This window comes from Kribbella sp. NPDC059898, assembly GCF_042730855.1.
Taxonomy (GTDB): domain Bacteria; phylum Actinomycetota; class Actinomycetes; order Propionibacteriales; family Kribbellaceae; genus Kribbella.
Genome location: NZ_JBHWKR010000001.1, coordinates 640,253 through 664,483, shown reverse-complemented (window position 1 = coordinate 664,483; position 24,231 = coordinate 640,253). Strand labels below are relative to the sequence as shown.

General features: G+C 68.9%; 35 protein-coding genes and 1 tRNA gene. 14 read left to right on the top strand and 22 right to left on the bottom strand.

The window, feature by feature from the left end; all coding sequences use genetic code 11:
• Positions 1–5 precede the first annotated feature (5 nt).
• The 5 genes from uraH to ACFV9C_RS03355 all read right to left on the bottom strand — a co-directional run bounded on the left by uraH (position 6) and on the right by ACFV9C_RS03355 (position 2,721).
• Entirely contained in the window at positions 6–320 is a 315-nt protein-coding gene (uraH, locus tag ACFV9C_RS03375; protein WP_380190450.1) for a hydroxyisourate hydrolase, read from the bottom strand.
• A complete protein-coding gene (gene uraD / locus ACFV9C_RS03370) occupies positions 317–811 on the bottom strand; it encodes a 2-oxo-4-hydroxy-4-carboxy-5-ureidoimidazoline decarboxylase (RefSeq protein WP_380190449.1) in 495 nt (164 codons plus the stop codon). Before uraD ends, uraH begins: the two co-directional genes overlap by 4 nt.
• A gap of 88 nt (positions 812–899) precedes the next feature.
• Positions 900–1,325, bottom strand: a complete 426-nt coding sequence (locus ACFV9C_RS03365; protein WP_380190448.1) for a helix-turn-helix domain-containing protein — start codon at positions 1,323–1,325, stop codon at positions 900–902.
• Entirely contained in the window at positions 1,318–1,557 is a 240-nt protein-coding gene (locus ACFV9C_RS03360) for a thiamine-binding protein (RefSeq protein WP_380190447.1), read from the bottom strand. Before ACFV9C_RS03360 ends, ACFV9C_RS03365 begins: the two co-directional genes overlap by 8 nt.
• A 9-nt stretch (positions 1,558–1,566) precedes the next feature.
• A complete protein-coding gene (locus tag ACFV9C_RS03355; RefSeq protein ID WP_380190446.1) occupies positions 1,567–2,721 on the bottom strand; it encodes a DUF6986 family protein in 1,155 nt (384 codons plus the stop codon).
• A gap of 114 nt (positions 2,722–2,835) precedes the next feature.
• Here ACFV9C_RS03355 and ACFV9C_RS03350 point away from each other — a divergent pair, with 114 nt between their 5' ends.
• Positions 2,836–3,597 (top strand): IclR family transcriptional regulator, encoded by a 762-nt coding sequence (locus ACFV9C_RS03350; protein ID WP_380190445.1) that lies wholly within the window; start codon positions 2,836–2,838, stop codon positions 3,595–3,597.
• A gap of 32 nt (positions 3,598–3,629) precedes the next feature.
• On the opposite strand, the gene ACFV9C_RS03345 is transcribed toward ACFV9C_RS03350, so the two are convergent.
• From ACFV9C_RS03345 to fgd, 4 genes are all read right to left on the bottom strand, one after another.
• Complete coding sequence (locus tag ACFV9C_RS03345; RefSeq protein WP_380190444.1) at positions 3,630–4,505, bottom strand: NAD-dependent epimerase/dehydratase family protein; 876 nt, start codon at positions 4,503–4,505, stop codon at positions 3,630–3,632.
• A gap of 111 nt (positions 4,506–4,616) precedes the next feature.
• A complete protein-coding gene (locus tag ACFV9C_RS03340) occupies positions 4,617–4,982 on the bottom strand; it encodes a VOC family protein (protein WP_380190443.1) in 366 nt (121 codons plus the stop codon).
• Positions 4,979–5,554, bottom strand: coding sequence for a GNAT family N-acetyltransferase (locus tag ACFV9C_RS03335; protein WP_380190442.1), 576 nt, complete (start codon positions 5,552–5,554; stop codon positions 4,979–4,981). The genes ACFV9C_RS03340 and ACFV9C_RS03335 overlap by 4 nt, the downstream gene beginning before the upstream one ends.
• Before the next feature lie 10 nt (positions 5,555–5,564).
• Complete coding sequence (gene fgd / locus ACFV9C_RS03330; protein WP_380190440.1) at positions 5,565–6,569, bottom strand: glucose-6-phosphate dehydrogenase (coenzyme-F420); 1,005 nt, start codon at positions 6,567–6,569, stop codon at positions 5,565–5,567.
• A 90-nt stretch (positions 6,570–6,659) separates the two neighbouring features.
• Here fgd and ACFV9C_RS03325 point away from each other — a divergent pair, with 90 nt between their 5' ends.
• The 3 genes from ACFV9C_RS03325 (at position 6,660) to ACFV9C_RS03315 (ending at position 8,657) form a co-directional block, all read left to right on the top strand.
• Positions 6,660–6,983, top strand: a complete 324-nt coding sequence (locus tag ACFV9C_RS03325; RefSeq protein ID WP_380190439.1) for a hypothetical protein — start codon at positions 6,660–6,662, stop codon at positions 6,981–6,983.
• 297 nt (positions 6,984–7,280) lie between these two features.
• A complete protein-coding gene (locus ACFV9C_RS03320; protein WP_380190438.1) occupies positions 7,281–8,120 on the top strand; it encodes a carbon-nitrogen hydrolase family protein in 840 nt (279 codons plus the stop codon).
• Between the two features lie 36 nt (positions 8,121–8,156).
• The gene (locus ACFV9C_RS03315) at positions 8,157–8,657 is read left to right on the top strand and encodes a methylated-DNA--[protein]-cysteine S-methyltransferase (RefSeq protein ID WP_380190437.1); all 501 of its coding nucleotides are present in this window, start codon (positions 8,157–8,159) and stop codon (positions 8,655–8,657) included.
• On the opposite strand, the gene ACFV9C_RS03310 is transcribed toward ACFV9C_RS03315, so the two are convergent.
• From ACFV9C_RS03310 to ACFV9C_RS03290, 5 genes are all read right to left on the bottom strand, one after another.
• Complete coding sequence (locus ACFV9C_RS03310; protein WP_380190436.1) at positions 8,654–9,103, bottom strand: hypothetical protein; 450 nt, start codon at positions 9,101–9,103, stop codon at positions 8,654–8,656. The two genes, ACFV9C_RS03315 and ACFV9C_RS03310, sit on opposite strands and share 4 nt — an antisense overlap.
• A gap of 19 nt (positions 9,104–9,122) precedes the next feature.
• Positions 9,123–9,962, bottom strand: a complete 840-nt coding sequence (locus ACFV9C_RS03305; RefSeq protein WP_380190435.1) for a DUF72 domain-containing protein — start codon at positions 9,960–9,962, stop codon at positions 9,123–9,125.
• Positions 9,963–10,035: 73 nt separating this feature from the next.
• On the bottom strand, positions 10,036–10,410 hold the full coding sequence (locus tag ACFV9C_RS03300; protein WP_380190434.1) for a hypothetical protein: 375 nt from the start codon (positions 10,408–10,410) through the stop codon (positions 10,036–10,038).
• 41 nt (positions 10,411–10,451) lie between these two features.
• Positions 10,452–11,441: an AAA family ATPase gene (locus ACFV9C_RS03295; protein ID WP_380190433.1), complete on the bottom strand. Its 990-nt coding sequence runs from the start codon at positions 11,439–11,441 to the stop codon at positions 10,452–10,454.
• Positions 11,441–11,851: a hypothetical protein gene (locus ACFV9C_RS03290; RefSeq protein WP_380190432.1), complete on the bottom strand. Its 411-nt coding sequence runs from the start codon at positions 11,849–11,851 to the stop codon at positions 11,441–11,443. The genes ACFV9C_RS03295 and ACFV9C_RS03290 overlap by 1 nt, the downstream gene beginning before the upstream one ends.
• 52 nt (positions 11,852–11,903) lie before the next feature.
• Here ACFV9C_RS03290 and ACFV9C_RS03285 point away from each other — a divergent pair, with 52 nt between their 5' ends.
• The 3 genes from ACFV9C_RS03285 (at position 11,904) to ACFV9C_RS03275 (ending at position 13,505) form a co-directional block, all read left to right on the top strand.
• On the top strand, positions 11,904–12,536 hold the full coding sequence (locus tag ACFV9C_RS03285; RefSeq protein WP_380190431.1) for a class I SAM-dependent methyltransferase: 633 nt from the start codon (positions 11,904–11,906) through the stop codon (positions 12,534–12,536).
• A gap of 73 nt (positions 12,537–12,609) precedes the next feature.
• Positions 12,610–12,954, top strand: coding sequence for a ClpX C4-type zinc finger protein (locus tag ACFV9C_RS03280; protein ID WP_380190430.1), 345 nt, complete (start codon positions 12,610–12,612; stop codon positions 12,952–12,954).
• Positions 12,954–13,505: a histidine phosphatase family protein gene (locus ACFV9C_RS03275; RefSeq protein ID WP_380190429.1), complete on the top strand. Its 552-nt coding sequence runs from the start codon at positions 12,954–12,956 to the stop codon at positions 13,503–13,505. The genes ACFV9C_RS03280 and ACFV9C_RS03275 overlap by 1 nt, the downstream gene beginning before the upstream one ends.
• Positions 13,506–13,593: 88 nt before the next feature.
• On the opposite strand, the gene ACFV9C_RS03270 is transcribed toward ACFV9C_RS03275, so the two are convergent.
• The 3 genes from ACFV9C_RS03270 to ACFV9C_RS03260 all read right to left on the bottom strand — a co-directional run bounded on the left by ACFV9C_RS03270 (position 13,594) and on the right by ACFV9C_RS03260 (position 16,470).
• Positions 13,594–14,814: a hypothetical protein gene (locus ACFV9C_RS03270; protein WP_380190428.1), complete on the bottom strand. Its 1,221-nt coding sequence runs from the start codon at positions 14,812–14,814 to the stop codon at positions 13,594–13,596.
• 27 nt (positions 14,815–14,841) lie between these two features.
• A complete protein-coding gene (locus tag ACFV9C_RS03265) occupies positions 14,842–15,633 on the bottom strand; it encodes a class I SAM-dependent methyltransferase (RefSeq protein WP_380190427.1) in 792 nt (263 codons plus the stop codon).
• A gap of 84 nt (positions 15,634–15,717) precedes the next feature.
• Complete coding sequence (locus ACFV9C_RS03260) at positions 15,718–16,470, bottom strand: phosphotransferase enzyme family protein (protein ID WP_380190426.1); 753 nt, start codon at positions 16,468–16,470, stop codon at positions 15,718–15,720.
• A gap of 82 nt (positions 16,471–16,552) precedes the next feature.
• On the opposite strand from ACFV9C_RS03260, the gene ACFV9C_RS03255 reads away from it, so the two are divergent.
• From ACFV9C_RS03255 to ACFV9C_RS03240, 4 genes are all read left to right on the top strand, one after another.
• Entirely contained in the window at positions 16,553–16,987 is a 435-nt protein-coding gene (locus ACFV9C_RS03255; protein ID WP_380190425.1) for a VOC family protein, read from the top strand.
• 107 nt (positions 16,988–17,094) lie between these two features.
• Positions 17,095–17,676 carry a helix-turn-helix domain-containing protein gene (locus ACFV9C_RS03250; RefSeq protein WP_380190424.1) on the top strand — a complete coding sequence of 194 codons (582 nt, stop codon included), beginning with the start codon at positions 17,095–17,097 and terminating at the stop codon, positions 17,674–17,676.
• Positions 17,677–17,850: 174 nt separating this feature from the next.
• Entirely contained in the window at positions 17,851–18,237 is a 387-nt protein-coding gene (locus ACFV9C_RS03245) for a hypothetical protein (RefSeq protein WP_380190423.1), read from the top strand.
• Between the two features lie 97 nt (positions 18,238–18,334).
• Positions 18,335–19,294 (top strand): hypothetical protein, encoded by a 960-nt coding sequence (locus tag ACFV9C_RS03240; protein ID WP_380190422.1) that lies wholly within the window; start codon positions 18,335–18,337, stop codon positions 19,292–19,294.
• 109 nt (positions 19,295–19,403) lie between these two features.
• Here ACFV9C_RS03240 and ACFV9C_RS03235 read toward each other — a convergent pair whose 3' ends face one another.
• On the bottom strand, positions 19,404–20,543 hold the full coding sequence (locus ACFV9C_RS03235; RefSeq protein WP_380190421.1) for a DUF4241 domain-containing protein: 1,140 nt from the start codon (positions 20,541–20,543) through the stop codon (positions 19,404–19,406).
• A gap of 334 nt (positions 20,544–20,877) precedes the next feature.
• Here ACFV9C_RS03235 and ACFV9C_RS03230 point away from each other — a divergent pair, with 334 nt between their 5' ends.
• Positions 20,878–21,288: a hypothetical protein gene (locus ACFV9C_RS03230; RefSeq protein ID WP_380190420.1), complete on the top strand. Its 411-nt coding sequence runs from the start codon at positions 20,878–20,880 to the stop codon at positions 21,286–21,288.
• Here the strand turns inward: ACFV9C_RS03230 and ACFV9C_RS03225 are convergent.
• Genes ACFV9C_RS03225 through ACFV9C_RS03215 form a run of 3 tightly spaced genes read right to left on the bottom strand, consistent with a single transcriptional unit; the run spans position 21,266 to position 22,490 of the window.
• Positions 21,266–21,793, bottom strand: a complete 528-nt coding sequence (locus ACFV9C_RS03225; RefSeq protein ID WP_380190419.1) for a nucleotidyltransferase domain-containing protein — start codon at positions 21,791–21,793, stop codon at positions 21,266–21,268. The two genes, ACFV9C_RS03230 and ACFV9C_RS03225, sit on opposite strands and share 23 nt — an antisense overlap.
• 2 nt (positions 21,794–21,795) lie before the next feature.
• Entirely contained in the window at positions 21,796–22,176 is a 381-nt protein-coding gene (locus ACFV9C_RS03220; RefSeq protein WP_380190418.1) for a VOC family protein, read from the bottom strand.
• Between the two features lie 23 nt (positions 22,177–22,199).
• Positions 22,200–22,490, bottom strand: a complete 291-nt coding sequence (locus ACFV9C_RS03215; RefSeq protein ID WP_380190417.1) for a hypothetical protein — start codon at positions 22,488–22,490, stop codon at positions 22,200–22,202.
• A 124-nt stretch (positions 22,491–22,614) separates the two neighbouring features.
• On the opposite strand from ACFV9C_RS03215, the gene ACFV9C_RS03210 reads away from it, so the two are divergent.
• A complete protein-coding gene (locus tag ACFV9C_RS03210) occupies positions 22,615–23,193 on the top strand; it encodes a DinB family protein (protein ID WP_380190416.1) in 579 nt (192 codons plus the stop codon).
• Between the two features lie 313 nt (positions 23,194–23,506).
• On the opposite strand, the gene ACFV9C_RS03205 is transcribed toward ACFV9C_RS03210, so the two are convergent.
• A tRNA-Arg gene (locus ACFV9C_RS03205) sits at positions 23,507–23,579 on the bottom strand.
• A gap of 80 nt (positions 23,580–23,659) precedes the next feature.
• On the opposite strand from ACFV9C_RS03205, the gene ACFV9C_RS03200 reads away from it, so the two are divergent.
• A complete protein-coding gene (locus ACFV9C_RS03200) occupies positions 23,660–24,214 on the top strand; it encodes a hypothetical protein (protein ID WP_380190415.1) in 555 nt (184 codons plus the stop codon).
• Positions 24,215–24,231 lie beyond the last annotated feature (17 nt).

The following is a 24,231-nucleotide window of genomic DNA, read 5'->3' as shown; positions in this document are numbered from 1 at the left end:
TCGGGTCAGCTCCCTCGGTAGGTGGAAAACGCGAACGGGCTGAGCAGCAACGGGACGTGGTAGTGCCGCTCGTCGGCGACCGTGAAGGTCACGGAGACCTCGGGAAAGAAGATGTCCTGGCCGGTGGATTCGGCGTACGTCGTGACGTCGAAGCGGAGGCGGTACGTCCCGGGGCCGAGGGCCGGCACGAGCGCGACCCGCCCGTCCGCGTCCGTCGTACCGGACGCTTCGAGTACGTCGCCGCGGTACAGCTCGACCGGTACGCCGGCCGCGGGTCGTCCCAGCGCGGTGTCGAGAACGTGCGTGGACAAGGAGCTCATACCGTCACCACCTTGCTCAACCGGAGCAGCGCGATCTTGCGCAGCTCCTCGTGGACCACTGCCGCCTCGGTCGCGTCGTCGTGCGTGAGACGCTCCCGCAGGCTGCCCAGCATCTGCTCCGCCGACAACCCGGTGGCGCAGATCAGGAACACCCGGCCGAACCGGTCCTCGTACTGACGGTTGCCCTCGGCAAGCTCTCGCCGGACGCCGGTGCCGTCGCCGACCCCGGACTGCTCCGAGCGCGACCAGGCCGCCTCGGTACTCGCGCCCCGCGGCCGGTCACCGATCCGCGGATGCGCCTGCAATGCCCGGTCGACCTCGTCGTCGTCGAGCTCCCGCAGTACCTGGTCGGCGAGCGCGGTCAGGGCGGCGAGCTCGCCGTACGGCCGCTTGGCGAGGATCGCGTCGACCCACCGCGGTACGTCACAGCAGGCCGTCAGCGCCGGCCGCAAGCGGTCGGTCGGAGTGGAGTTGAACTCCTCCAGGTCCACGATCACACCTTCTCGAATCCCGAAATCTACTTTCCGTATGACGAGAGCGTGACATTCGCCGGGCTCGTCGTCAACAGTTTGTTGAATTTCAGCGGGAGCGGTTCAGGTAGTTGTAGACGGTGAAGCGCGTGACGCCGAGTGCCTCGGCCACGATCTCCGCCGACTTCCGGTACTCGAAGGCACCTCGGGACTCCAGCAACAGGACAGCCTGCTGCTTGCCGGTCCTGGACAGTTCGTTGAGCGGTCCGCCCAACTCGACGGCGACGTCGGCCAACAGCCCCTGCACGCCACCGGATCCCGCCGAGGCGCCCGCGCCCTCCGCGCCCCCGGCACGAGCCGTGGCCCCCGGACCCACCGAGGACCCGAGAGCTTGCGGGAGGCGGACGGCGACCACCGCCTCCCCCTCCCACTCCAGCGGTATGTCGTCCCCGCGCGCGTCGGCCGGTGCGACCAGTTCGGCGTTCAGCCGCTCGACGAGCGGCATGATCGCCTTGGCCAAAGGATGCTCAGCCATCGCGCCGTACCTGCAGGGTCACCTGGTTCGCGCCGCCGGCGAACGCGGCCTCGAGCACCTTCGGCAGCGCGGGCAGCAGCAGGTGCTGCTCGCCGCTGACCTGCGTCCCGAGCGGGCCGAACTCGCAGTCCAGCCCGGCCGCCTCCGCCGCCCGCAGCGCCTCGGTGGCGTGCGCGGGCGGCTCACCCTCCACATCGAAGGGTTCCGTGGTGAACTCCGCTACCAGTCGCATGACGCGAGGCTAGGCGCGGCGGGCGAGTTTCGCGAGGTCCTTCACGTCGAACTCGCCCGCGTCGGTCGCGCCGCACTCGATGCCGCGCAGGACGAAACCAGCGAGCGCGACCGCGGTGGCCGGCTCGTCGAGGTACCCCGACTCGCCGTGGCCGAGGTACGCGCGCAGCCGGAGCGCGGCCTGGTCGAAGCCCTCCCGGTAGAACAGGTACGTCGCCGCGAACCGGGTCGGGAGCTGCGCCGGGTGCATGTCCCAGCCCTGGTAGATCCCGCGCGCGAGCGAACGCCGTACCAGCCGGAAGTGCAGGCGCCAAGCGTCGTGGATCGCGTCGCCGACCGGGAGAACGTTGGTCGACCCATCGGAGACGAAGACGCCGGTGCCGGCCGCGGCGAGCTGCATGACGTCCTTCGCGTGGTCCGCGACCGGATGCTCCATGCTCTGGTACGCCGCCGCGACGCCGAGCGAGGCGGAGTAGTCGTACGTGCCGTAGTGCAGCCCGGTGACGCGGGAGCCGCCGGCTTGCACCATCCGCGCGATCAACGCCGTACCGTCGGCGCCGAGGATCGCCTGCGGGGTCTCGACCTGGATCTCGAAGTCCAGCGGCCGGAGGTTGTGCTTGGCCTCCAGGGTCTCGAGCGCGTAGACCATCGCCTCGACCTGCTCGACCGAGGTCACCTTCGGGAGCGTGACGACGAAGCCGTCGCGGTTGCCGCCGAGGTTCTCCAGGAACAGGTCGAGGGTCCGGATACCGCGGCGCCGGGTCGGGGCTTCGAGGGACTTGATCCGGAGACCGAAGTACGGCGACTGCTGGGCGACCCGGGCCGCGGCGATCGCGGCCGCGTCCTCCTCGTCGTCGGAGCGGTTGCCGTAGCCGTCCTCGAAGTCGATCCGGAGGTCCTCGATCGGCTCGCGTTCGAGCTTGCCGCGGACGCGCTCGTAGACGTCGTCCGGGAGGTCCAGGACCTTCACGAACTCGGGGTGCTCCTCGAGCGCCTTCAGCGCCTGGGCACCCCAGTCCGCGACCGTGTTCGGTGCGTACCGGTCGGCCGGGACATAGACGGTGTGGACGGGTTGCCGGACGCCGCGGTCACCGCGGTAGTCGGCGGTCAGGGCGGCGTCGGCTGCTGCCAGCCGACGGTCGAGCTCGGTCACCAGGTCATCCACGCGTGGCCTCCTTTTTCCGTATTGTGGAGACTAATATCTACCTTGTGGAAGACACAAGGGTCCGGGCTTCCGGGATCTGGCGCTAAACTTCCGTGATCCGGAAAGGTGGAGGACATGGCGGAGACGAACGGCAAAGGCCGCACCGGCAGCGTGCAGTCGATCGAGCGCGCCTTCGGGCTGCTCGAGACGATGGCCGACGCCGGCGGCATGATGGGCCTGTCGCAGCTCGCGGCCGCCTCCGGGCTGCCGCTGCCGACGATCCACCGGCTGGTCCGCACGCTCGTCGACCTCGGCTACCTGCGGCAGGAACCGTCCCGGCAGTACGTGCTGGGCCCGAAGCTGATCCGGCTCGGCGAGAGTTCGTCGCACATGCTCAGTGTGTTCGCCCGCCCGCACCTGGCCCGGCTCGTCGACGAGCTCGGCGAGTCCGCGAACATGGCGATGCTGGACGGCGACCAGATCGTGTACCTCGCCCAGGTGCCGTCGCGGCACTCGATGCGGATGTTCACCGAGGTCGGCCGCCGGGTGCTGCCGCACTGCACCGCGGTCGGCAAGGCGATCCTCGCCCAGTTCCCGGACGCCGAGGTCCGCGAGCTGCTGCATCGCACCGGCATGCCCAAGCACACCGACAACACCATCACGACACCTGACGCCTTCACCGCCCAACTCCACCAGGCCGAGACGAACGGCTACGCGATGGACGAAGGCGAACAGGAGCTGGGCGTCCGCTGCGTCGCGGTCGCCGTCCCCGAGGGGCCGTCACCGCTCGCGATCTCCGTTTCCGGCCCCGCGGGCCGGATGACCGAGGAGCTCGTCGAACGCGCCGTACCGCTCCTCACCCAGGCCGCGAAGTCGCTGTCGGCAGATCTGCAGTGAGCAACCCGCTCGCCGGGTGAGCCCGCGGGCGCTCAGGCCGGGATCCGGCCCGGCGCCCAGAGCGTGCCGACGTCCTCTCCCGCCGTTTCACGACGTTGCAGATCGGCGAGGAACTCGACGAAGTCGTGCTCGGGGCGCCAACCGAGCAGGTCGGCAGCCTCGCCGAGGTCGTGCTGCTCCACGCTCTGCGGCAGTTCGAGCCCGTGGCGCTCGATCAGGGCCGCGGCGCCTGGCAGCCGGGTCTCCGCCCACTCCGCACCCCGCGCGGCGAAGTCAGTGCGAACGTCCTCCGGCATCCCGTGATCGCTGTGCACGATCGTGCTGAACACGTCGAAGCGGCGCCCGAGCGCGGCCTCGGTCGCGGCGGCCGTCGCGGTGGCGATGTCGCGGACGTCGACGCCGTTGCGCAGCAGCCGTTCACCCCAGCGCAGGTACGGCTCGGGTACGAAGCCGTGGTAGCGCAACAGTGCGACCGACGCGCCGGTGACCTCGTGGTACATCTTCCAGAGGTCCTCGCCGAGCACCTTGGTGACGCTGTACACGCTGCCCCACCCGTACGCCATCGAAGAGGCGAAGACGACGCTCTGGACCCCGGCCGCCCGGCAGGCCTGGACGACGTTGAACGTGCCGTCGACGTTGACCGCGAAGATGGTCGCGTCGCTGACGCCCGGCCGGTACGCGTTGTGCCAGGCCGCGAGGTGCACCACCGCGTCACAGCCGTCGACCGCCGCGAGTACGTCGGCCGGGGTCCGGGTGTCGCACCGGACGAACTCGCCGATCGCCGCATCCGCCGGGTCCGGCGACGGGGCGACGTCCGCACGGCGCACCTGATGCCCCGCGGCCGCGAGCACACGGGAGACCTCCCGCCCCGCGACTCCCGACGCTCCCGTGACCAGGACTGTGCTCATGCTGACCCTCCAGGCGACTCGGAACCAGATCCGGAGCGACGTTACCCAGCCTCACCCCAGGCAATCGCCGTCCCCTGCCCCTCCGCACCCAAGTCTTCTCCGAAGACCCCGCTAATCAGGCGGCTGCAGCACACAGAACTCGTTCCCATCCGGATCAGCCAACACATGCCAGGTCCACCCGTCCTCGTGGAGCGGGTCGGCGGTCAGCTGTCGCGCGCCGAGGACGAGCAGGCGGGCGACCTCGGCGTCGAGGTCCGGCGTCCGGAGGTCGAGGTGGACGCGGTTCTTCGCCTGCTTGCGGTCGGGGACCTGCTGGAGGAGTATCTCGATGCCGGGGCCGCCGGCCGGGAGCAAGGTCTGGTACGTCGAGGACTCGCCGGCGCGGGCATAGCCGAGGGCGGCGGTCCAGAAGGCGGCGGCGCGGTCGAGGTCGGCGACGTCGACCACGACGACCAGTTCTCCGTTCGAGTAGGTCACGGGGCGTACGTGCGCCAGCGTTCGGTGAGGACGTAGCCGAGGGACTGGTTGGCCTGGAGGCTGGCCTCGTTGGTGGCGGCGCCGCCAGTGCTGAAGCGGGTGATGCCGATGTCGAGGAACGCGAGGATCGAGGCGGCCTTGACCGCCTGGCCGACGCCGCGGCGGCGGTACTGCGCGAGCACCGAGGTGAAGGCGGTGTCGCCGTACCCCTCGTGTTCGCGGATCACCGTGGCGCCGACGAGGCGGCTGCCGTCGAGGGCACCGAAGACGCGGTTCGCCGGCCAGAGCGCCTGGACGTCGGCGAGCTCGCCGACATGCCGGTGCGTCGCGGGCGTGTCGGGGTAGTCGGGCTGGTTCGTGGTCTCGAGCGTGTGCAACGCCAGCGCGGACTCCGGCCCCAACTCACGAACGGTCAGCCCGCCCACGGTCACCCGGCGTACCGCGGACTCCAGCAGCTCACGGTCCGGGTCGTACAGCCGGACCGCCCAGGACTCGGCGACCACGCGGTAGCCGGCCGCTTCCAGCTCGGCGCACCGCGGGTCACTGTCCTGGACGATCTCGTAATCACCCATCTGGTGATTGTCAGCCAAGCTTGCGCAACAACGGAAGGACGTCTTCGGTGAACTGGGTCAGGAACCGCTCCTGATCGTTCCCCGGACCGTGGACGACGAAGTGGTTGAAGCCGGCGTCGGCGTACGGCTGGAACTGCTTCACGACCTCCTCCGGGTCCGACGCCACGATCCAGCGCTTCGCGACCTGCTCGATCGGCAACTCGTCGGCGAGCCGCTCCATCTCGGTCGCACTGGTCACGCTGTGCTTCTGCTCCGGTGTCAGCGACAGCGGCGCCCAGAACCGGGTGTTCTCCAGCGCGGCCGCCGGGTCCCGGTCGTACGACACCTTGACCTCGAGCATCCGGTCCAGGTCCTCGAACTTCTTGCCCGCCTTCTCGGCACCTTCCTTCACCGCCGGGATCAGCCTGTCCGTGTACAGCTCCATGCCCTTGCCGGACGTCGCGATGAACCCGTCACCGGCGCGCCCGGCGTACTTCGCGACCAGCGGCCCGCCCGCCGCGACGTACACCTTCAGCGGGGTCTCGGGGCGGTCGTAGATGAACGCGTCGACGGTCTTGTAGTACGGCCCCTCGGAGCTGACACCGTCCTTCGTCCACAGGTCGCGGATCAGCTGCACGGACTCCCGCAGCCGGGCGAACCGCTCCTTGAACTCGGGCCACTCCATCCCCGACACGGCGATCTCGTTCAGCGCCTCGCCCGTACCCACCCCGAGCATCACGCGCCCCGGGTACAGCATCCCGAGCGTCGCGAACGCCTGCGCGATCACCGCCGGGTTGTACCGGAACGTCGGCGTCAGCACCGACGTACCCAGCTGCACCCGCTCGGTACGCTCCCCGACCGCCGCGAGCCAGGCGAGCGCGAACGGCGCGTGCCCGCCCTCGTGCCGCCACGGCAGGAAGTGGTCCGACACGGTCACGCTGTCGAGTCCCAGCTGCTCGGCCCGCACGGAGTACTCCACCAGGTCCCGCGGCCCGAACTGCTCCGCCGAGGCCTTGTACCCGACCCGAATGCTCACCCTCTGCTCCCAACGTCGTCTGCGCGTACTCCGGAAACAACCGCGTCCAGGTCCGACTTTATGCCGCCCACGAGCCCTACGATCCAGAACGTGTATGCGAATGACGCACGAGTGCTCGGTCTGATCGGTACGACGTTCCGCGCGGCCGGGCTGCCCGCGATCCGCGTGACCGTACCCGCCGCACTCGCCGAACGGGCCGTCGCCGCCTGGGAACACGACGACACGACCGCCGCGGACCCGGCCGAGGAGCCCTACGCCCGCCTGCAACGGCACCGCGCCGGCGCGCTCGCGCTGATCGGGCTCTCGATCACCGAGAGCGGGAAGCTCGACGCCGACGGGAACACCGTCGTCGACCTCAGCCCCGAGCTCGTCGGCGTGGCGATGGACGCGGCGGACGACGTACTGCGTCGTTGATTGACTCCGGCCGGGCCTTCAGTAGGATGTGGTTCCGGCGCGGCCCGCGCCTCACCTTCGTCGACCGGCCCCAGCCCGGTCACAGCGAGAAGGCAAAGGGACTTCCTGTCTCGGGCCGCACGTCCTGGTCACCCGCCTCGGACGGATCGCTGGGGGATCGCGTGCGAGTGCGTGGAAGGCCAGATGACAGCGCACAGGAACTTCAAACAACGGGTCCGAGCCCGCGCCGCCAAAACCGGCGAGTCCTACACGACTGCCCTCCGGCACTTCCGTCCAACTCCACCAGGGGAACCAGACATGCCGGAACAATCCACACTACGGTTCGCCGTCGTCCAGTCGACGATGCGCCACGATCCGACGAACGCCGACGAACTCCGCGCGGGCGGCGCCGAACTCCGTGACTTCATCAGGCAGGCGGCTGCGGCAGGCGCCCGCCTCGTGCACTTCACCGAAGGCGCGCTGTGCTTCCCGAGCAAGAGCGTGATGTCGTCGCTCGGCCCGGACGAGGTCGGCCCCTCGGACTGGACCAAGGCACAGTGGGCGGTGCTGCAGTCCGAACTCGACCAGCTCAACGTACTCGCGGGTGAACTCGGGATCTGGGTCGTGATCCCGTCCATCCATCAGCAGCCGGAGGGTCGCCCGTACAACAGCATGTACGTGGTGTCCGACCAGGGAAAGGTCGTCGCCCGGTACGACGAGCGGACACTGTCGACCACCAAGGTGAACTGGATGTACGCGGCGGGCAAGCAGCCGGTGACGTTCGACGTCGACGGGTTCCGATTCGGGCTCGCGCTCGGCCTGGACGTGCTGTTCCCCGAGCTGTTCGTCGAGTACGACGAGCTCGGCGCCGACGGGGTGCTCGTCTCGTACGCGACGCACCGCGTGGCGCACCACGAGCACGTGGCGGTGCAGGCGCGTGGGTGCGCGGTGAACAACACCAGCTGGATCAGCTTCGCGGTCCCCGCGAACCCGGACAGCGGACTCGCGTCCGGCGTGGTCGACCCGCGCGGCGAGTGGGTGACGCAGGCACCGGCGGACGGCTTGCCGGCGCTCGCGATCGCCGACCTGCACCATGTCGAGGCAACGCAGATCGGCCGTGACTTCCGCCGGCGGACCCGGGAGCGGATCAGCTCCTAGTCCTCACAGATCCGGGTGCTGGCGCGTTCTATTTGTATGAACAGGCATGCGGTGGTCAGCACGCGGATCGGGGAGCTCGCGGTGGTGGTGTCGGAGGAGGCGCTGGTCGGTGTCTACTTTCCGCATCACTGGGTGAAGCCGTCGGCGGAGACGCTGGGTGAGCGGGTCGAGTCGACCGACCCGCTCATCGCGCTCGTGGTCGAGCAGTTGGAGGCGTACTTCGCCGGATCGCGGGTCGCCTTCGACCTGCCGGTCCGGATGGACGGCGACGCGTTCCAGCGCCGGGTGTGGGCGGTGCTCGCGGAGATCCCGTACGGCGAGACCACGACGTACGGCGAGATCGCCGCGCGGCTCGGTGAGCCCGCACACGCCGCGCAGGCGGTCGGGAAGGCCGTCGGGCAGAACCCGGTGTCGATCGTGGTCCCGTGCCACCGCGTGATCGGGAAGAACGGATCGCTCACCGGGTACGCCGGCGGATTGAAGCGCAAGCAGTTCCTCCTGGACCTGGAGGAACCGGTCGGCGTGCGGTTGTTCTAGGAGAGGTCGCCGACCTGTTCGGCGTACCAGTCGAGTTCGGTGAGGTGTTCGGCGATCTCGCGCAGCGTCCAGTTCGGGGTGCGGTCCTTGTCCCACTCGGCCGGGTCGAGGGCGGCGTACCGGAGAACGAACGTGCGCCCGAGCCGGGTCAGCCGCTGCTCGGCCTCGCGGACGTCCTCCGCGGTGAACGGCGCGAGGTCTGCGGCCGAGGTCAGCGCGCTCGCGTGCCACTCGTCGGGCTGTGTCGGTACGCCGGCCAGCAGCGCCTCGACCTCCGCGAGGTGATCGACCAGATGGTCCGCGATCCGGCGGACCGCCTTGTGCGGCGTGAACGTGCGGTCGTCGTCGGACGTCCGTGGTACGCCGTCCCATGCCGGCCAGGTGACGACCAATTTCAGCGACCGCTGGACCGCTTCGGCGACGAGTTCTCCCGGGTTCTGTGTCATGCCGCCGACGCTAAGCCCGTCACACTTCGGCGGCGGCCGAACTGATCCCCAGGCGCTGGGCCAGGCGTTCGGCGTCGTACGGCGCGTGCACCTTGGCGTCGTTGTCGAAGTACACGTAGGTGTCGCGCTTCCAGGAGCGGACCTTGCGCGCCCAGCGGTCGAGCGACTCGTCGTCGTATCCGCTCACGTACAGCTCCTCCGCGCCGTGCAACCGGGCGTACGCGAAGTCTGCCGTGACGTCGTCGAACATCGGCCACTTGCCGGCCGTGTCCGCGCAGACCACCGCGATGTCGTGCTCGCGGGCCAGCTCGACGAAGCCTTCGGTCTTGAAGCTCTCATGCCGTACTTCGATCGCGTACCGGAGCGGCTGCTCCACGCGGGCTTCGAGCAGCGACCGCCCTTCCATCCGCTCGTCATGCCCTTTCGCGACCTGGGCGGCGGCGGCCGTTGTGCGTGGCAACTGTGCGAAGAAGTCCGCGCAGCGGGCCGCGTCGTACTGGAAGTTGGGCGGGAGCTGCCACAGCACCGGGCCGAGTTTGTTGCCCAGCGCAAGAACCCCGGACGCGAAGAAGTTCGCCAGCGGCGCGTCCACGTCGGCGAGCCGTTTGAGGTGCGTGACGAACCGCGGTCCCTTGACGGCGAACACGAACCCGTCGGGCGTCTCGTCGTACCAGCGCTGGTACGACTCGGGGCGCTGCAACGCGTAGAACGAGCCATTGAGCTCGATCGAGTTCAGCCGGGCGGACGCGTACTCGAGCTCGGCGCGCTGCGGGAGCCCGTCCGGGTAGTACGTCTTACGCCACGGCGGGTAGCGCCAGCCCGAGATCCCCACGCGATATTTACAGGCCGGCCAGCTCATGGGTCGATTATGGTCCCGGCATCCAGATCGACCGCCGTTGGAGGACGCGTACCGCGAGGCGTGGACCGCCGGGTCAGGTTGGGAGCATCTTCGGCCACCATGGCGGGACGTTGCCCGGGCAAGTGCCGGGGGAGCCGGCTGGGGTGCCCTGCCAGGAGAACAGGGCGAGGTCGGCGATCGCGAGCGCGACACAGGCGGCGAACAGCGAGAACAGGAACGCCTTCCCGGCGTACCGGAAGACGATCGTGAACAGCACCAGGTTGACGATCAACGCGATCGGCACCCCGAGAAACAGCAGCGTCAGCCCGTTCGGAAGCTTCCCGGCGATGTCGATGTGACACGTCTTCCACGCCCGCGATGTGAGCACGATCAGCCCGAACGCCGCCCCGCCACCCACGACCACCGTAAGGAACGACTCGCCCTTACTCCCCTTCGCCGCAAACGCCATAAGCATTACGGTAAGTGATCCACCGCGTCACTTCATCCCGGTCAGTCGTCCAACGGGTGCAGATCGACCGGCGTGAGCACCCAGCGGAAGCCGTACTTGGGGCTCGCGGCGCGGTCGATCTTGTCCGGTGCGAAGTACTCGTTGACCAGGCTGAGCAGCCGCTCGTGGAATTCCACGACCCGCTCGCCAGGGACCCGTCCGGCGTGTTCCCCGCTGTCCTGGACGAAGCCGGCGGCGTACATCCCGGCGGCCGCGTCGGCGTACGCCTGCACGTAGTCCTGCGCGCTCGCGCCCGGGATCGCCGACCGGTTCCTGGGCTCCGGGGCGGGACTTGCGGCGAGGGCGGCACCAGCCGCCGTACGGCGCCAGCGGCCGGCGTCCTCGACCACGCGACCGGTGTCGCGGAGCCTCTCCAGGTACCAGAGCACGCGCGCGTCGGTCACGTCGAGCGCCTCGGCCAGTTCGGTCAAGGTGTGCGGCTCGGCGAGCAGGGCGACGATCCCGCGCGGCAGGTCGGACTCTTCCCAGGTCATGCGGCCATCCAATACGCCGAGGAGGCGATCAGCGACCTCGCGTACGGCGCCACTCGCATCGACCAGCAGGGCGCCGTACCTCGCGTTGTCAGCGTCTTCGTGCCAGCCGAGGACGCGGTGTAGCTCTGCCGCGCTCGATCCGAATCCGCCGCGTGCTGTGAGTCGCCGGGCGAGCGTCTCCACGTCGAGGCTCAGGCTGATCACGGTGTCGAAGAGGTCCCAGATCTCGTCGTCGTTCCCGACCGTCCCGCAGACGAACGTCAGGGCGTCCTCGTGGGCGAGATCCCGGAGCGTCTCGGGCGGAAGGCGGTAGGTATGGTCTGCGAACCAGGCGTCGTCCCGCTCGGCCGGCATCGCCACCTCGGCACCCCTGGCGTCGAACCACCGAGCCAGCCGATCCCGGTCGGCGTCGTACACGACGTACCCCCGCCGCCGCAGCTCGTCACCGACCGCGGTCTTCCCCACGCCGGACGAGCCGGTCACGTAGATGAGGGCCATCACTCCGCCCTCGGCCGGAGCCACATGATCGTGGTCGGTTCGGTGTCGTCGGGCGGTGGGATCACGACGAGCTGGTGGTCGTCCTCGTAGACGACCCGACCGGGGGCCGCGGAGGTGTAACGCTCGCACGGGAGGTTGTGCGCGGCGAGGATCCCCAGGTAGCCCGGGATGGGCTCCAGGAGGTGGGTCGCCGTGGTCTTGAACCAGGAGGCCGCGAGCGGGTTGGCCTCGTAGACGCCGGACGGCTTCGGGTACGCCGCGTCGTACCAGTCGTTCGTCGTACGCCGGAACCGTTCCTCGTCCGTGGTCAGGTAGCCCCGGTACGCGAGCATGTTGACGAGGCCGAAGATGCCGATCCGGCGGCCGCGGCGGTCGGGGACGGGGCTTTGGTAGCGCACGTACGTCGGCATGGTTGGGATTCTGCACGGTTTCTGTCGGTAGGGCGGTCTACGCTCGCGCGTCATGGTGGATCTGACGGCGACGCGAGAGTCGTACGACGTACTGGCGGAGCGGCATGCGGACGTGGTCAGCGCGGGGCTGGACGACCTGCCGCTGGAGCGCGGGCTGCTGGGCGCGTTCGCTGAACTGATACTTGCCTCCGGCAACAGATCGGTGGCGGACGTGGGGTGCGGGTCGGGACGAGTGACGACGATGCTGGCGCGGCTCGGGCTGGACGCGTTCGGGGTCGACCTGTCGCCGGGGATGGTCGCGCTGGCGCGGCGTACGTATCCGGACCTGCGGTTCGAGGAGGGCTCGCTGCTGGCGCTCGACCTGCCTGACGGGGAGCTCGGCGGCGTGCTCGCGTTCTACTCGATCATCCACACCCCGTGGGAGCTGCGGGGGCAGGTGTTCGCCGGGTTCCATCGGGTGCTCGCGCCGGGCGGGGTGCTGATGCTGGCGTTCCAGGTCGGCAGCGAGAGCAGTCGGCGGACCGAGTTGTACGGCACACCGATCTCGTTGGAGTGGTACCGGCAACAGCCGGACGAGATCGTGGAGCTGCTGCACGCGGCCGGCTTCCGTACCTGGTCGACGACGATTCGCGAGCCTGGCGAGGGGGAGACGACGCGGCGGGCTTATGTCATCGCACACCGTTGACCTTCGCGAGTTGTCAGGCATACCCTGACACAACCGTGTCAGGCGCTACCTGACAGACTCCGAGGAGGCCGAGATGCCCGACAACGTCTTGCGATGCTCGTTCTGCGGAAAGGTCCGGGACGACGTACAGCACCTGATCGCCGGCCCGGGCGTGTTCATCTGCAACGAATGCGTCGACCTGTGCGAACGCGTGATGAGCGACCAGCCGCTGCCGTCGTTCCCGCCGTTGGACGGAAAGACCGACGAGGAACTACTGGCCGACATGGCCCGCCTGGACGCCTCCCGCGGCCAGGTCGAGGCCGCCGTACAGGACCGCGTACTGCGGCTGCGCTCGCGCTCGGTCACCTGGGCCCGAATCGGCGAAGCCCTCGGCATCAGCCGACAGTCAGCCTGGGAACGCTACTCCGGGGAGGAGTAATGATCCTCCTGGTCCGACACGGCGAGGCCGACGGCACCCAACTGGATGCCGAAGGCTGGTGGGGACCGGCGCGCGACTTCGCACCGCTGTCCGCGCGCGGCGTCCAGCAGGCGAAGGAGGCCGGCCGCCGCCTCCGAGACTGCGGCGCCGAACGCATCATCGCGTCACCGATGACGCGCGCCCTCCAAACCGCCGCCTTGATCGCCGCCGAGACCCACCTCCCCCTCACCGCCGTCGACGTCGACCTCCGCGAGTGGCTCCCCGACAACACCCTCACCTGGCGATCCACTCAAGCCTTGGCCGCCATCGATGACTGCGCGCGCCACAACGGCACGTGGCCCCCAGGCGAGACCCGCACGTGGGAGCCCCACGGCTCCGTCCGCCGCCGAGCTCTCGACGCCCTCCGCCGCCACCCAGCACCCCTGATAGCCGTCTGCCACAGCGTCGTCATCGAAGCCTTCACCGGCAGCCCCAACATCGCCCACTGCGCCATACACCCCTTCACCCTCCCCGACACCCACCCCACCGATGAGGTATTCCTGCCCCGATGACCAGTCCTCTCGTGGATCTCCGGCCCTCCAAGCTGAGGCCAACGTCGGCCGGAAGACCACCCCGGCCTCGCCGCTGCCCGCGCGTATCTCAAGCTGGTTCGCTCGCTTGGGCGTTGGCGTGAGGACGTTGGGTGAGGACGAAAGTGCTGATGAGGTCGGTGACGAAAAGGAACTGAAGGAGGGTGTGGAGGAGGAAGGACTTGGGGGTGATGGTGCGTTGGCGGAGGCGTAGGGCGAGGTAGGTGAGCGGGTAGATCGAGGTCGGGAGAAGCATCAGGTAGGTGCCGATGACCGTGGGGATCAGCGCGGTCAGCGTGAACGCGCCGACGAAGGCCGCGGCGGTGCCCGTGCTTGGGCCGATTCGGCCGCCGACCAGTGCGATCGGGAGGATCGTCACCGCGTAGACGACGGCGGCGCACAGGACGAAGTTCTGGATGAAGAGCGGGATCATCACGAGCTTCACGGTCCGCGCGGTTCGGGCGAGGGTGTCGGTGTCGCCCTGCAGGAAGAGGCGCACCGCCGTACGGAACGCGACCAGCGGTACGACCGGCACCACGACGAGCAGCACGAACTCCGCGAACACGCCGTACCCGAGCCACCAGATGCAGCTCGTCAGGAAGTCCCTCGGCAGGTCCGGGTACTCGTCGTAGTGCAGCGTCACGAAGATCGCGACAAGGACCAGCCAGACCACCGCGACCGCCGAGCCGGCGGCGAGTACGGCGGGCAGCAGGTTCCGTAGCCGCGCCGTCGGGCGATGGCCGAGGACGGATCGGGCGACCTCGACGACCACGATCGAGCTGAGCACATCCACCACGAACAGGACATGCAGCACCACGTTCACGCCGAAGAAGATCCGCCCGATCCGCTCGTCCTTGCGGAGCAGTACCAGGATCGCGACGCCGTACGCCGACGTCGGCAGCAGCACGACGTACGTGAGGACGACCACGACCAGCGTCAGCACGAACCCGTCGATGCCGAGGTGGTCGCCCTCGCGGGCGCCGGCGACCAGGACGGACTCGGCGAACGCGACGAAGTTCAGTACGAAGAACGGAACGGCGAACAGCTTCACCAGGTTCGCCGACCGCCGCAGCCCGTCGAGGTCGCGGCGCCGCGACAGCCGGACCGCGTCGACCACCACGAGCACCGCCGCGAGCAGATAGACCACGAGCCAGGTGCTGAACGCGCCGAACGCGGCCGACAACGCACCTGGCCCGTCGATCCGGTGCGGCCAGTGCACGCCGATGCCGAGGGCAACGATCGCCATCACGACCGCGCCCACGGCGAGGATCCCGCTCAGTATCTTGGCCATGACGGCCCATTGTCGCGGCCGGGCAGGTCAGCCCGGCGAAACGATCAGCACCAGCGAGCCGTCGAAGTGCTCCTGGGTCCGAAGCGCGCCGTACTTCGCGTCCCACGCCCCGCTGGACAGGTCGTTGCCGAGCGTCGTCTCGAACCGCTCGTGGACCTCGGGCGCGACGAAACTCCACGCCGAGTTCGCCGTCCGCGCGCCCGGGTCGAGCAGCCGCTCGGGCCGCCCGTAGTACGCCTCGCCGAACCCGTCGACGCACCGCAGCGGGATCGGCAACGACATCGCGGTACCGCCGCCGAGGCCGGCCAGGATCGCGTCGACGGCTGGGTACCGCCGGGCCTCGGTGTCGATCGCCTCGGGCGCGTACTCGTGCAGCCAGAACTTCCGCAGCGCGGTCGGGTCACACGTCAGTACGACGACCGGGCCGCGCGTCACCCGGCGTACCTCGGCCAGCCCGGCGTTCAGGTCGGACCACTGGTGCACGGTGAACGTCGCCATCGCGGCGTCGAACGTGTCGTCGTCGAACGGGAGGCTCTCCGCGGTCCCGTCGATCGCCGCGACCCGGTCCGCGGGGCGCTGGGCGCGCATCTTCGCGGACGGCTCGACCGCGGTCACGTCGAGGTCGCGCGGCTCGTACGAACCGGCGCCGGCGCCGAGGTTCAGGACGGTCCGGGCGGGTCCGAGCGCGGCGCGGATCGCGGCCTCGAACTCCGGTTCGGGTTGCCGGTACGACGTGTAGCCGTCGCCGATCCGGCCGTAGTCCGCATCGCTGGCGCTGCCGTCGGCCTTCCGGTCGCTGGTGGGTTCCAGGGTGCTCATCAGGCTCCTTTGCAAGTGAGTTCCTGATGCCGACCCTACGGCAGGACCAGTCATACCATTGGTCCGTTGAGTAAACCACTGGTATTAGTGGATCAATGCTTCGATCCACTCGTCGTGGTGCCGTGCGGAGTACTCCGCGGCGGGTCCCCAGAAGTCGCCGTGGCCGGTCGCGTAGTGCGTCGCCCACGGCTCCTCGCCGGTCTCGTGGCCGCGGACGAGCAGGTCGTACGAACCGCGCGTACGCGCCGCTAGCTGCGCCGGGAACGCCAGCCGTTCCTCGTGGTCGAGCCCGTAGCCGTCGACGAACGCGCGCAACCGCGGGGCGTCGACCGTGACGTCGCCGGTCGGCAGCAGCGGTACGAGCGTCTGCGCGGCGTAGGCGAGATCCCACAGCCGCGTCGAAGGGCCGGCGTTGTCCCAGTCGATGAACGCCCAGCGGTCGTCGCTGCAGACCAGGTTCCATGGGGCGAGGTCGCCGTGCAGGATCAGGTCGCCACCGGCCGGATCCGGTACCGCGGGATGCCAGGCCGCGTCGGCCGGCGGGTCGAACGTCGCCATCGCCTCGTGGAGCTCACGGATCAACCGACCGAGGCGGCCCAGCTCGTCGAGGGAGAACGGCGGCATCGTGTCCGCCAGCGTGCCCGGGATGTACTCGAGCACGTGCCGCCCCTGGTCGTCCCGCCCCAGCGTCCGCGGCGCGAACGCCGTACCGTCGAGGTGTTCGAGAACCGCCTCCACGCCGGCCGTGTGCGCGAGCGCCGGCTTCCGCACGGTCGCCCCGATCCGGACGACCCGGTCCGCGACGTTCCCGCCGGTCAGCTCTTCCTCGACGTCCATCCGGTCATGATGGCGCGCCGGTCGCCGCGGCGGTACGGATTTACGGTGGACCCGGTGCCGACGGCACCTTTACCGTGGTCCGGTGACAACGGTACGGAAGGTCCAGATCACCTTCGACTGCGCGGACCCCGAGCGGGTCGCGCGCTTCTGGTGCGAGGTGCTCGGGTACGTCGCACCTGAACCGCCGGACGGGTTCACGTCGTGGGACGACTACAACGCCACGCTGCCGCCGGAGGAGGCGGGAAGCTGGTTCGCCTGCACCGACCCGAACGGCGAGGGCCCGCGGCTGTTCTTCCAGCGCGTACCGGAGGGCAAGGTCGTGAAGAACCGCCTGCACCTCGACGTACGCGTCGGCACCGGCCTGGTCGGAGACGAGCGGCTCGCGACCCTGATGGCCGAACGGGACCGCCTGATGGCACTCGGCGCAACCGAGATCCTGCTCCAGCGCGCCGACGCCGTCAACGAGTCCTGCATCTGGATGAACGACATCGAAGGCAACGACTTCTGCCTCGACTGACCCCGCCCTCCAAGCGCCCCTCGCAAACCCCTGCCGCTTCAGCTGGCGTCGCTGACCATGTCAGCGATATTATCTAATCAGATAACAGCGCTCAGGAGTGCGAGGAGATGGACAAGGACAGCAAGGCGGTCACCGAACTGCTCGACAGCGCGCTCGCCGAGAGCGGCCTGTCGCAGGCGGCGTTCGCCACTGCCCTCGGCACGTCGGCCTCTCGTCTCTCCACCTACCGGTCCGGCAAGACCAAACCGACGGCGCAGTTCTTCCTGCGGGCGCAACGGATCGCCCATGCGCTGCAGGCGGCACGTGAGTATCGGATCATGACTGCGCCCGCGACCGCGACGGCGATCCGGGAGGCGGGCGACGAGGACTGGGCCTGGCGGATGCTGCTCCAAGGGCGCGATCACTTGCGCCTGCTGCTGCGCCGACGCGACGGGTCCGAGGCCGCGTGGGAGGCAGCTCCCGGGACCACAGGCGAGCCGGGCTTCGACGCGTTGCTGGCTGCGCTGACCGCGGAAGAGTTCCGTGCGGCTGGTGAGGAACCACCCGACTGGACCAAGATCCAAGCCCTCCCAGAGCCCTGGATCCCCGAGCACCCCTTCCTCGAACCCGACGAGATCGTCGCCCGAACCCCGGACCACCTCGCCCAACTCAACATCTTCGTCCCAGCCCGTGACCTGGTGAGCGCCTAATCGGTCTTCGTCGTCGGTGGTGCGGCGATCGCGGTCACGTCGGACGACAGCCCGCGTCGTACCGAGGACATCGACGCCATCACCCGCGACGACGCCGTACTCGAAGAAGCTCGGGGGATAGCGGCGGACCGCAAGCTTCCCGAGGACTGGCTCAACACGCACGCCGGTCCGTGGATGCCTCCGCTCCCCGAAGGATCGCTGCGCCACAGCGACAGACCCGGCCTGCACATCACCTACGCCAGCGACGAGTTCCTGCTGGCCACCAAACTGGTCGCCCAACGCCGTAAGGACGCCGCCGACATCGTCGTACTCGCCAAGCGCCTGCACCTGGAGAACGCATCAGCGTCCGACCTGGGGCAATTGGTCCGCCGCTACTACACCGACGACAACGCACTCGAGTTCATCCTCGACGGGAACGACATCGACCGGGAGCTCCACCTGCTGACAGTCCGCGCCGAACGTCTGCTGGCGAATCATCAGCCCGGTGTGCGTCCCGCCGTACCGACCACTCGAGCGCCCGCCGTACGTCGAGACGGGCCGGCGCCTCGCGAACGAAGCTGATCGCGGGCACTACGGTCGCGGGATGTTATCGCGGGTGCCGGAGGCGCGAGGGTTGGGGCCGGATGGGGATGGGCAGCGGGTTCGGTGGTGGGGGTCGGTGGAGTGGGAGCGGGAGGTTGATGCGTGGGTCGGGCGGCGGCTGGGTGAGGGTGGGCGGCGGGTTGTCGGGCCGGCGGTGACGTATCGGGCGCGGTTCTGGTCGGTGGTGCGGTGTTATCCGACCGGTGACGGGCTCGTGTGGTTCAAGGAGAACAATCCGGGGCATCGGTTCGAGGCCGGGTTGGTGGCGGCGATGGCGGAGGTTGCGCCGGAGTACGTCGTCGTGCCGGTCGCGGTGGATCGTGAACGCGGCTGGATGCTCACGGACGATCAGGGCGCGACGCTCACCCGCGAGGACGTCGCGGACCAGGCGACGCGGCGTACCGTCGTGGACGCCCTGGCGCGAATGCAGTGCGCTCTGCACGGGCGCGTCGAGGCGCCTCCCGGGGTGATCGAGCTCGCGCCGACCGCGGCCGGCGATCGGGTACGCGCGGTGGCGCGCGAGTGGGCCGCGCTGCCGTCGGCACATCCACTGCGGATCTCCCGGGAGCTGCACGAACGCGCCGAACGGGCGGCTGACGTCCTGGACCGGGCGTGCATCAGCGATCTCGTACCGCTGGACCTGGAGGTGAACGACGTCTACCCGGCGAACATCTTCGCGGACCGGTCCACCGGCGTACTCCGTCCACGCTTCTTCGACTTCGGCAACACCCTCTGGGCGCACCCGTTCGTCACCCTGCACGGCTTCCTCGACTCGGTCGCCGAGTGGACCCGCGCGCCGCTCTCCCCCGAAGACCGCGCCGACCTCGTCACCACCTACCTGACGGTTTGGCACAACCACCTCGCCGCCGACCCCGCCGTACTCCACCAAGACCTCGCCGCCACGGAGCCTCTCACCGCCGTACACCGCCTGGTCTCGTGGCTACGCCTCATCCCGTACGCCGACCCCACCGAACTCCGCGCCCGCGCCCAAATCCCCCTCCGCTACCTGACCGCCGCGTGCTCACATCCGTGGTGACGACGAGCAGCACACCGATCGGCACCAGCCCGATGAGCACCTCGACCTGGTCGGCGCCAAGGCCCAATCGCCGCCGCGGCTGCCTGTCAGTCACACCTCAGTATGTACGTCAGATGTGGCGGTAGCCGGCGTCGACGGTGAGTTCGAGGAGGGAGCCGGCTGGTGCTGGTGTGGGGGTCGGCCAGGTTTGGCTGTGGAGGTCGCCGATGACGGAGAGACCGAGGCTGTCGCCGTCCATGAGCACGGCGCCGTCCGGGCCGAGAGCCCGGAGCTTGCGGATGCGTCCGCGGCGGTGCTGCACCGTGTAGCCGCCGTCGTGCTCGACGATCTCGACGTCGTGGCCGGCGACCTCGACCACCCCGGGCCGCCACGGCGCCGTGACGGTCACCTGCCGGTCCTCGGTAAGCACGAGGAAGTCGACCACCAGAGCGGCCAGGCTGCCGTCGGCGGCGACAGCCCAGTAGCACGGATACCCGCCATCGCCGTACCCGCTGGTGACCATCGCCCCGTCGATCACCTCGCCGAGCAGGCTGAACGTCGTACCTGGGTTCGCCGCCTCGGACTGCCGGAGGAACAGCTCATCGGCGTACTGCGCGTCGCAGCGGACGAGGTTCGCGAGGTCGAGGAATGCCACGTTGCCGTAGTCGACGCCGACGATGTGCGAGCCGTTCGTACGGGCAGCCGGATGCCAGGTCACGGCCGCGAGGTCGGAGAGCCGGAGGCGCAGCGCGATGTTCGTCCCGGCGACGGTCGCGACCTCGACCGGGTAGGTGCCGGGCGGGATCCGCCGGGCGAGCGGTTCGAGGTCGAAGTCCAGGTAGCCGAAGTCGCGGACGGTCAGGACCCCGGATGCGCAGGTGATGTCACCGAGCTGATGTACGACGAGGGCCTCGGGCGTGTCGAACGGGGCGACCACACGGCCCGCCTCGAACAGGCTCGGGATGTCCAACTCGAGGTCGGCCGCGATCTCCCCGAGGGGTACGTCGAACCGCGGCGCCGCGAGCAGCCGTTCGGCCTCGGCCGCGTCGACCAGCGGCGTACCGGGCGGGTCGAGGAACGACAGGATCTGCCCGATCCGCCACTCGCCCTCGCGACGCTCCAGCCGGTATTCGAAGTACCTGGGTAGACCTTCGCCGTCCATCACCGTACGCACGGTCGCCCGCTCACCCTGCTCGACAACCTCGGTGACGGACTCGCTCACCGGATCATGCGCCGGCTCCCCGGACAGCACCCCCTCCGCCCCCGTCACCGCTCCAGGCACAAAGTGCACGTCAACCAACCGAGCAAGCTCCCCCAACCACACATCCACCTGCCCGGCAGCCAACCCCCGCTCGTCCGGAGCCTTCCCCGCCCGCTCCCAACACCCCCGAAAGTCCACAACAAACGCCACAACCCGATCCCGCGCCCCATCACTCACCCGCGAGAGGCTACCTAACAACCACATCGACGACTTGCGGGCTCGGCTCGAACCTTTCACTCTGTTGCCCATGTCGCGCAACGCCGTATCACCGCTCACGGGGGATGAAGCCGAGTTCGTCGAGTTGGTTCGGGATCGGGTGGCGGGGTGCGGGTGGGTTCCGTCGATGGCGCCTGACGATTGGTACGACGGCATGGAAGTCGGGGCGGCCGACGGGCGGTGCCTGGCGTGGGTGGACCTGAGTGCGGGCAACTCGGTGCTGCTGACGGTCGGGGCGTACTACAACGGCACGGAGACGACGGTCGGCAGTCTCCACAGCCAGCTGTTCGACCTGCAGCGCGACGACGTACGGGTTCCTTCGCGTACGTTCAACGGTCCGGTCTCGGAGCAGGTCGTTGGCGTCGCCGACTGGTTGGATCAGTTGGTACGCCGACCGATCCGCCGCCGCGAGTGGTCCGACACCGCCCGCGAGTACACCTTCGCCGACGACGGAACCGCGCTCGTTTCCTCCGGATCGTGGCAGGACCGCTCCGGTTCCCCGTTGCGGGAGGCCGTCATTCGCCTCGTTGCCGGCTGAGCGCGGCTGGTCCGGCGTACGTCTGGTGGTCGAGCCATTCCTGGGAGGTCGCCCGTTTGCCGTCCACTGTTGGCTGGAGGTCGTCCCATGCGGCTCGGTAGGCGAGGAGTGAGAGGGCGCTGGCGATGCGGAGGCCGCCTGCCTGTACGTCGAACACGTTGGAAGGCCACTCGTAGCGGATGTCGCCCCAGAAGTCAGTGAACGGACCGGATTCCGAGGGTTGCACCAGGAAGAGTTCGACCATGATTCCGTCGGTTTCGAAACCGCGTTTGTGGGGGAATCGCTTCGCGGCGAGCTCGTCCACGCGGCCGGTCGCCAGGAATGTGTCGACGGCTTCGAAGGTGTCGGCCGGGTACAGCAGGTCGATGTCGTTGTGCGGTCTCGGCAGGCTCAGGCCGAGCAACTCTGACGCCCACCCGCCGAACAGCCACGTCCGGATGCCGGCCGACTCCAGACGGGCAACGACCTGCCTGACGAAGTCGAGGTCATTGGCGGGCGAGTGCAAGGTCAGCTCCAGAGGCAGAAGGGATGGCCTGCGGGGTCCAGCATCACTCTTAGTCTGTTCGGGTCTCGGTCGGTTGGCTGTTGGCGTGCCTCGCGAGCGCCGTACGACAGTGCGCTGGTGACCGCTGTTTGTACGTCGTCCACGCGGATCTCGAAGTGCATCATCTTCGTCTGCGCGGGCACCTCCTCCGGCCATACCGGGGCGACGTACCAGTCGTTGGCCTGGATGTTGAGCCACATTCCGCTGCGAGGGTCCTGCAATGCTGCCCACCGCGGCTCACGCTCGGCGACCTCCGCGCCGAGCAAGTCGCGATAGAAGGCGACCTCGGCGTCGTAGTCGCCGGGCGCACAATCGATGCACACCGCATTCCACTGGAATCCCACGGCCCGACCTTAAGCCAGACGCGCTAGAGGGCGCTCTTACCGGGCGACTGGAAGTACGTGATGGGCTTGCCGGACGCTGTGGCGTAGGCGATCTCGCGGCGGGTGGTCTCGCCGATGTACCCGCCGGGGTTCACGATTCGTACCTCGTCCGCGAGATCGATCCTGCGAAGGTGCAACTCGCCCAGGACCTCCACGAGTAAAGGATCCAGCCCAGGTACGTCGGTAGCCTCCGGACCCAGGACGATCGCCAGCTCGAGCGTCAAGCGTATGCGCTCGGCCGCGAACTCCTCGCTGAACCGGAGCGAGCCGCACAAACAAACGATCCTCGGGCGAACAACTGGCGCGTTGGACATAAGCACCTTTCAAGAGCCGAACATCGCACCAGCATTCCATCCTGCCGTCGCAAGCACTGTCGGTGCATTGTGTTTGGCTTCGGCTATGGATCTGAAGTCGCGGCTGCACGATTCCCTGCGCGGAGCGAGAGAGACCAATCTCCGCAAGCTCGAAGGACTGTCGGAGTACGACCTGCGCCGACCGTTGACACCTACGGGAAGCAACCTGCTGGGGATTCTCCGGCATCTCGGCGGCATCGAGCATGCGTACCTCTGCGAGACCTTCGGTCGTCCCCTTGCCCCACCGCCATTGCCGGACGACTGGGAAGAAGAACTCTGGCACAACGGCGACATGTGGGTACGGTCGACGGAATCGAGCGCGGCGATTCTGACCTGGTACGACGAAGCGTGCGAGCAGGCCGACCAGACCATCCAGATGCTCGATCTGGACGCACCGGGCGAGGTGCCGCACTGGGACGAGGCCCACAGGTCGACGACTCTCGGGGACATGATCGTGATCGTGCTCGGTGAGGAGTGCCGCCACGGCGGGCACATCGACGTCGTCCGGGAGCTGGTCGACGGGCGAGCAGGCTCGGACTACGGCGACTTCGGCGACCCGGACAAGTGGCAGGCGTACGTCGCCAGAGTCCAGGCAGCAGCCGACCTCCACGCCGCCAAGAGCTGACCAAGCCGCGCCTGGCGACGTCCCTCGGTCCGGTCGGATGTTCATCGCTGTCCGTCCCGATCCGGGAGCCGCGGGTTCTGCCGCAGCCAATGTCGGTGGGCTAGCAGGGTGCTTCGCATGACGGAGACCGTGGTTCCCAAGCTGCACCAGTGGACGATTGAGGCGCGGGACCGTCTACCGCACCTTCGGTGACGTCCGGCCCACCGCGGAAGTGGTCGACCTCCTAAGGTCCCACGCTGGCTGCTGACCAGGTGGGCGGCCAGGAAACGGCGAAACCCCAGGTCATCCACCTGGTGACCTGGGGTTTCTGCTGCGCGCTCGGAGGGATTCGAACCCCCAACCTTCTGATCCGTAGTCAGATGCTCTATCCGTTGAGCTACGAGCGCCGGACAACGTCGAGTAACGATACATGGAGGGGGCGGATGTTTGCCAATCGGGCTCCGGGAGGGGGTTCTACGATCCGCGCATGGGACTTGAGGAGTTGTTCGGTGGGCGGGATCTGGGGGACGTGAAGAAGGCGGTCGGGTTCGTGATGGAGAACTCGGACGACTTCCAGAAGGTGCTGAATCTGGTGCGTGGGTTGCCGGACGACGCGGTGGGGTTCATCGGGAAGTTGCCGGAGTTGCTGAAGACGATCGGGGCGGGGCTGGCGGAGGCCGGGGAGCAGGCGGCGAAGGCGGCGGGGGCGCTTGTCGGGGAGGACGGGGAAGGTGGGGCGCGGAAGGCGCTGAGCGGGAGTGCGGGGACGATGAACACGGCCAAGGACCGGCTGCACGACGCGGCGGGGATGTTGTCGGGGCTCGCGGGTGAGCTGGACAAGATCCCGGGGATCGGGGACGCGGCGGCGAAGAAGCTGAACGACGGCAGCGGTCAGGTGGGCGCGGTCGCGACGGAGATCGAGAGCCTGGCCGGGAACCTGCAGGACCTGTCCGGGATTCTCGCGACGGTCGGGGAGGCGCTCAACGGGCTCGGCACCAAGCTCACGGAGTCCGGCGGCTCCGTCCAGACCCTCCTCGGCTGAGACCGAACGCGGAGACC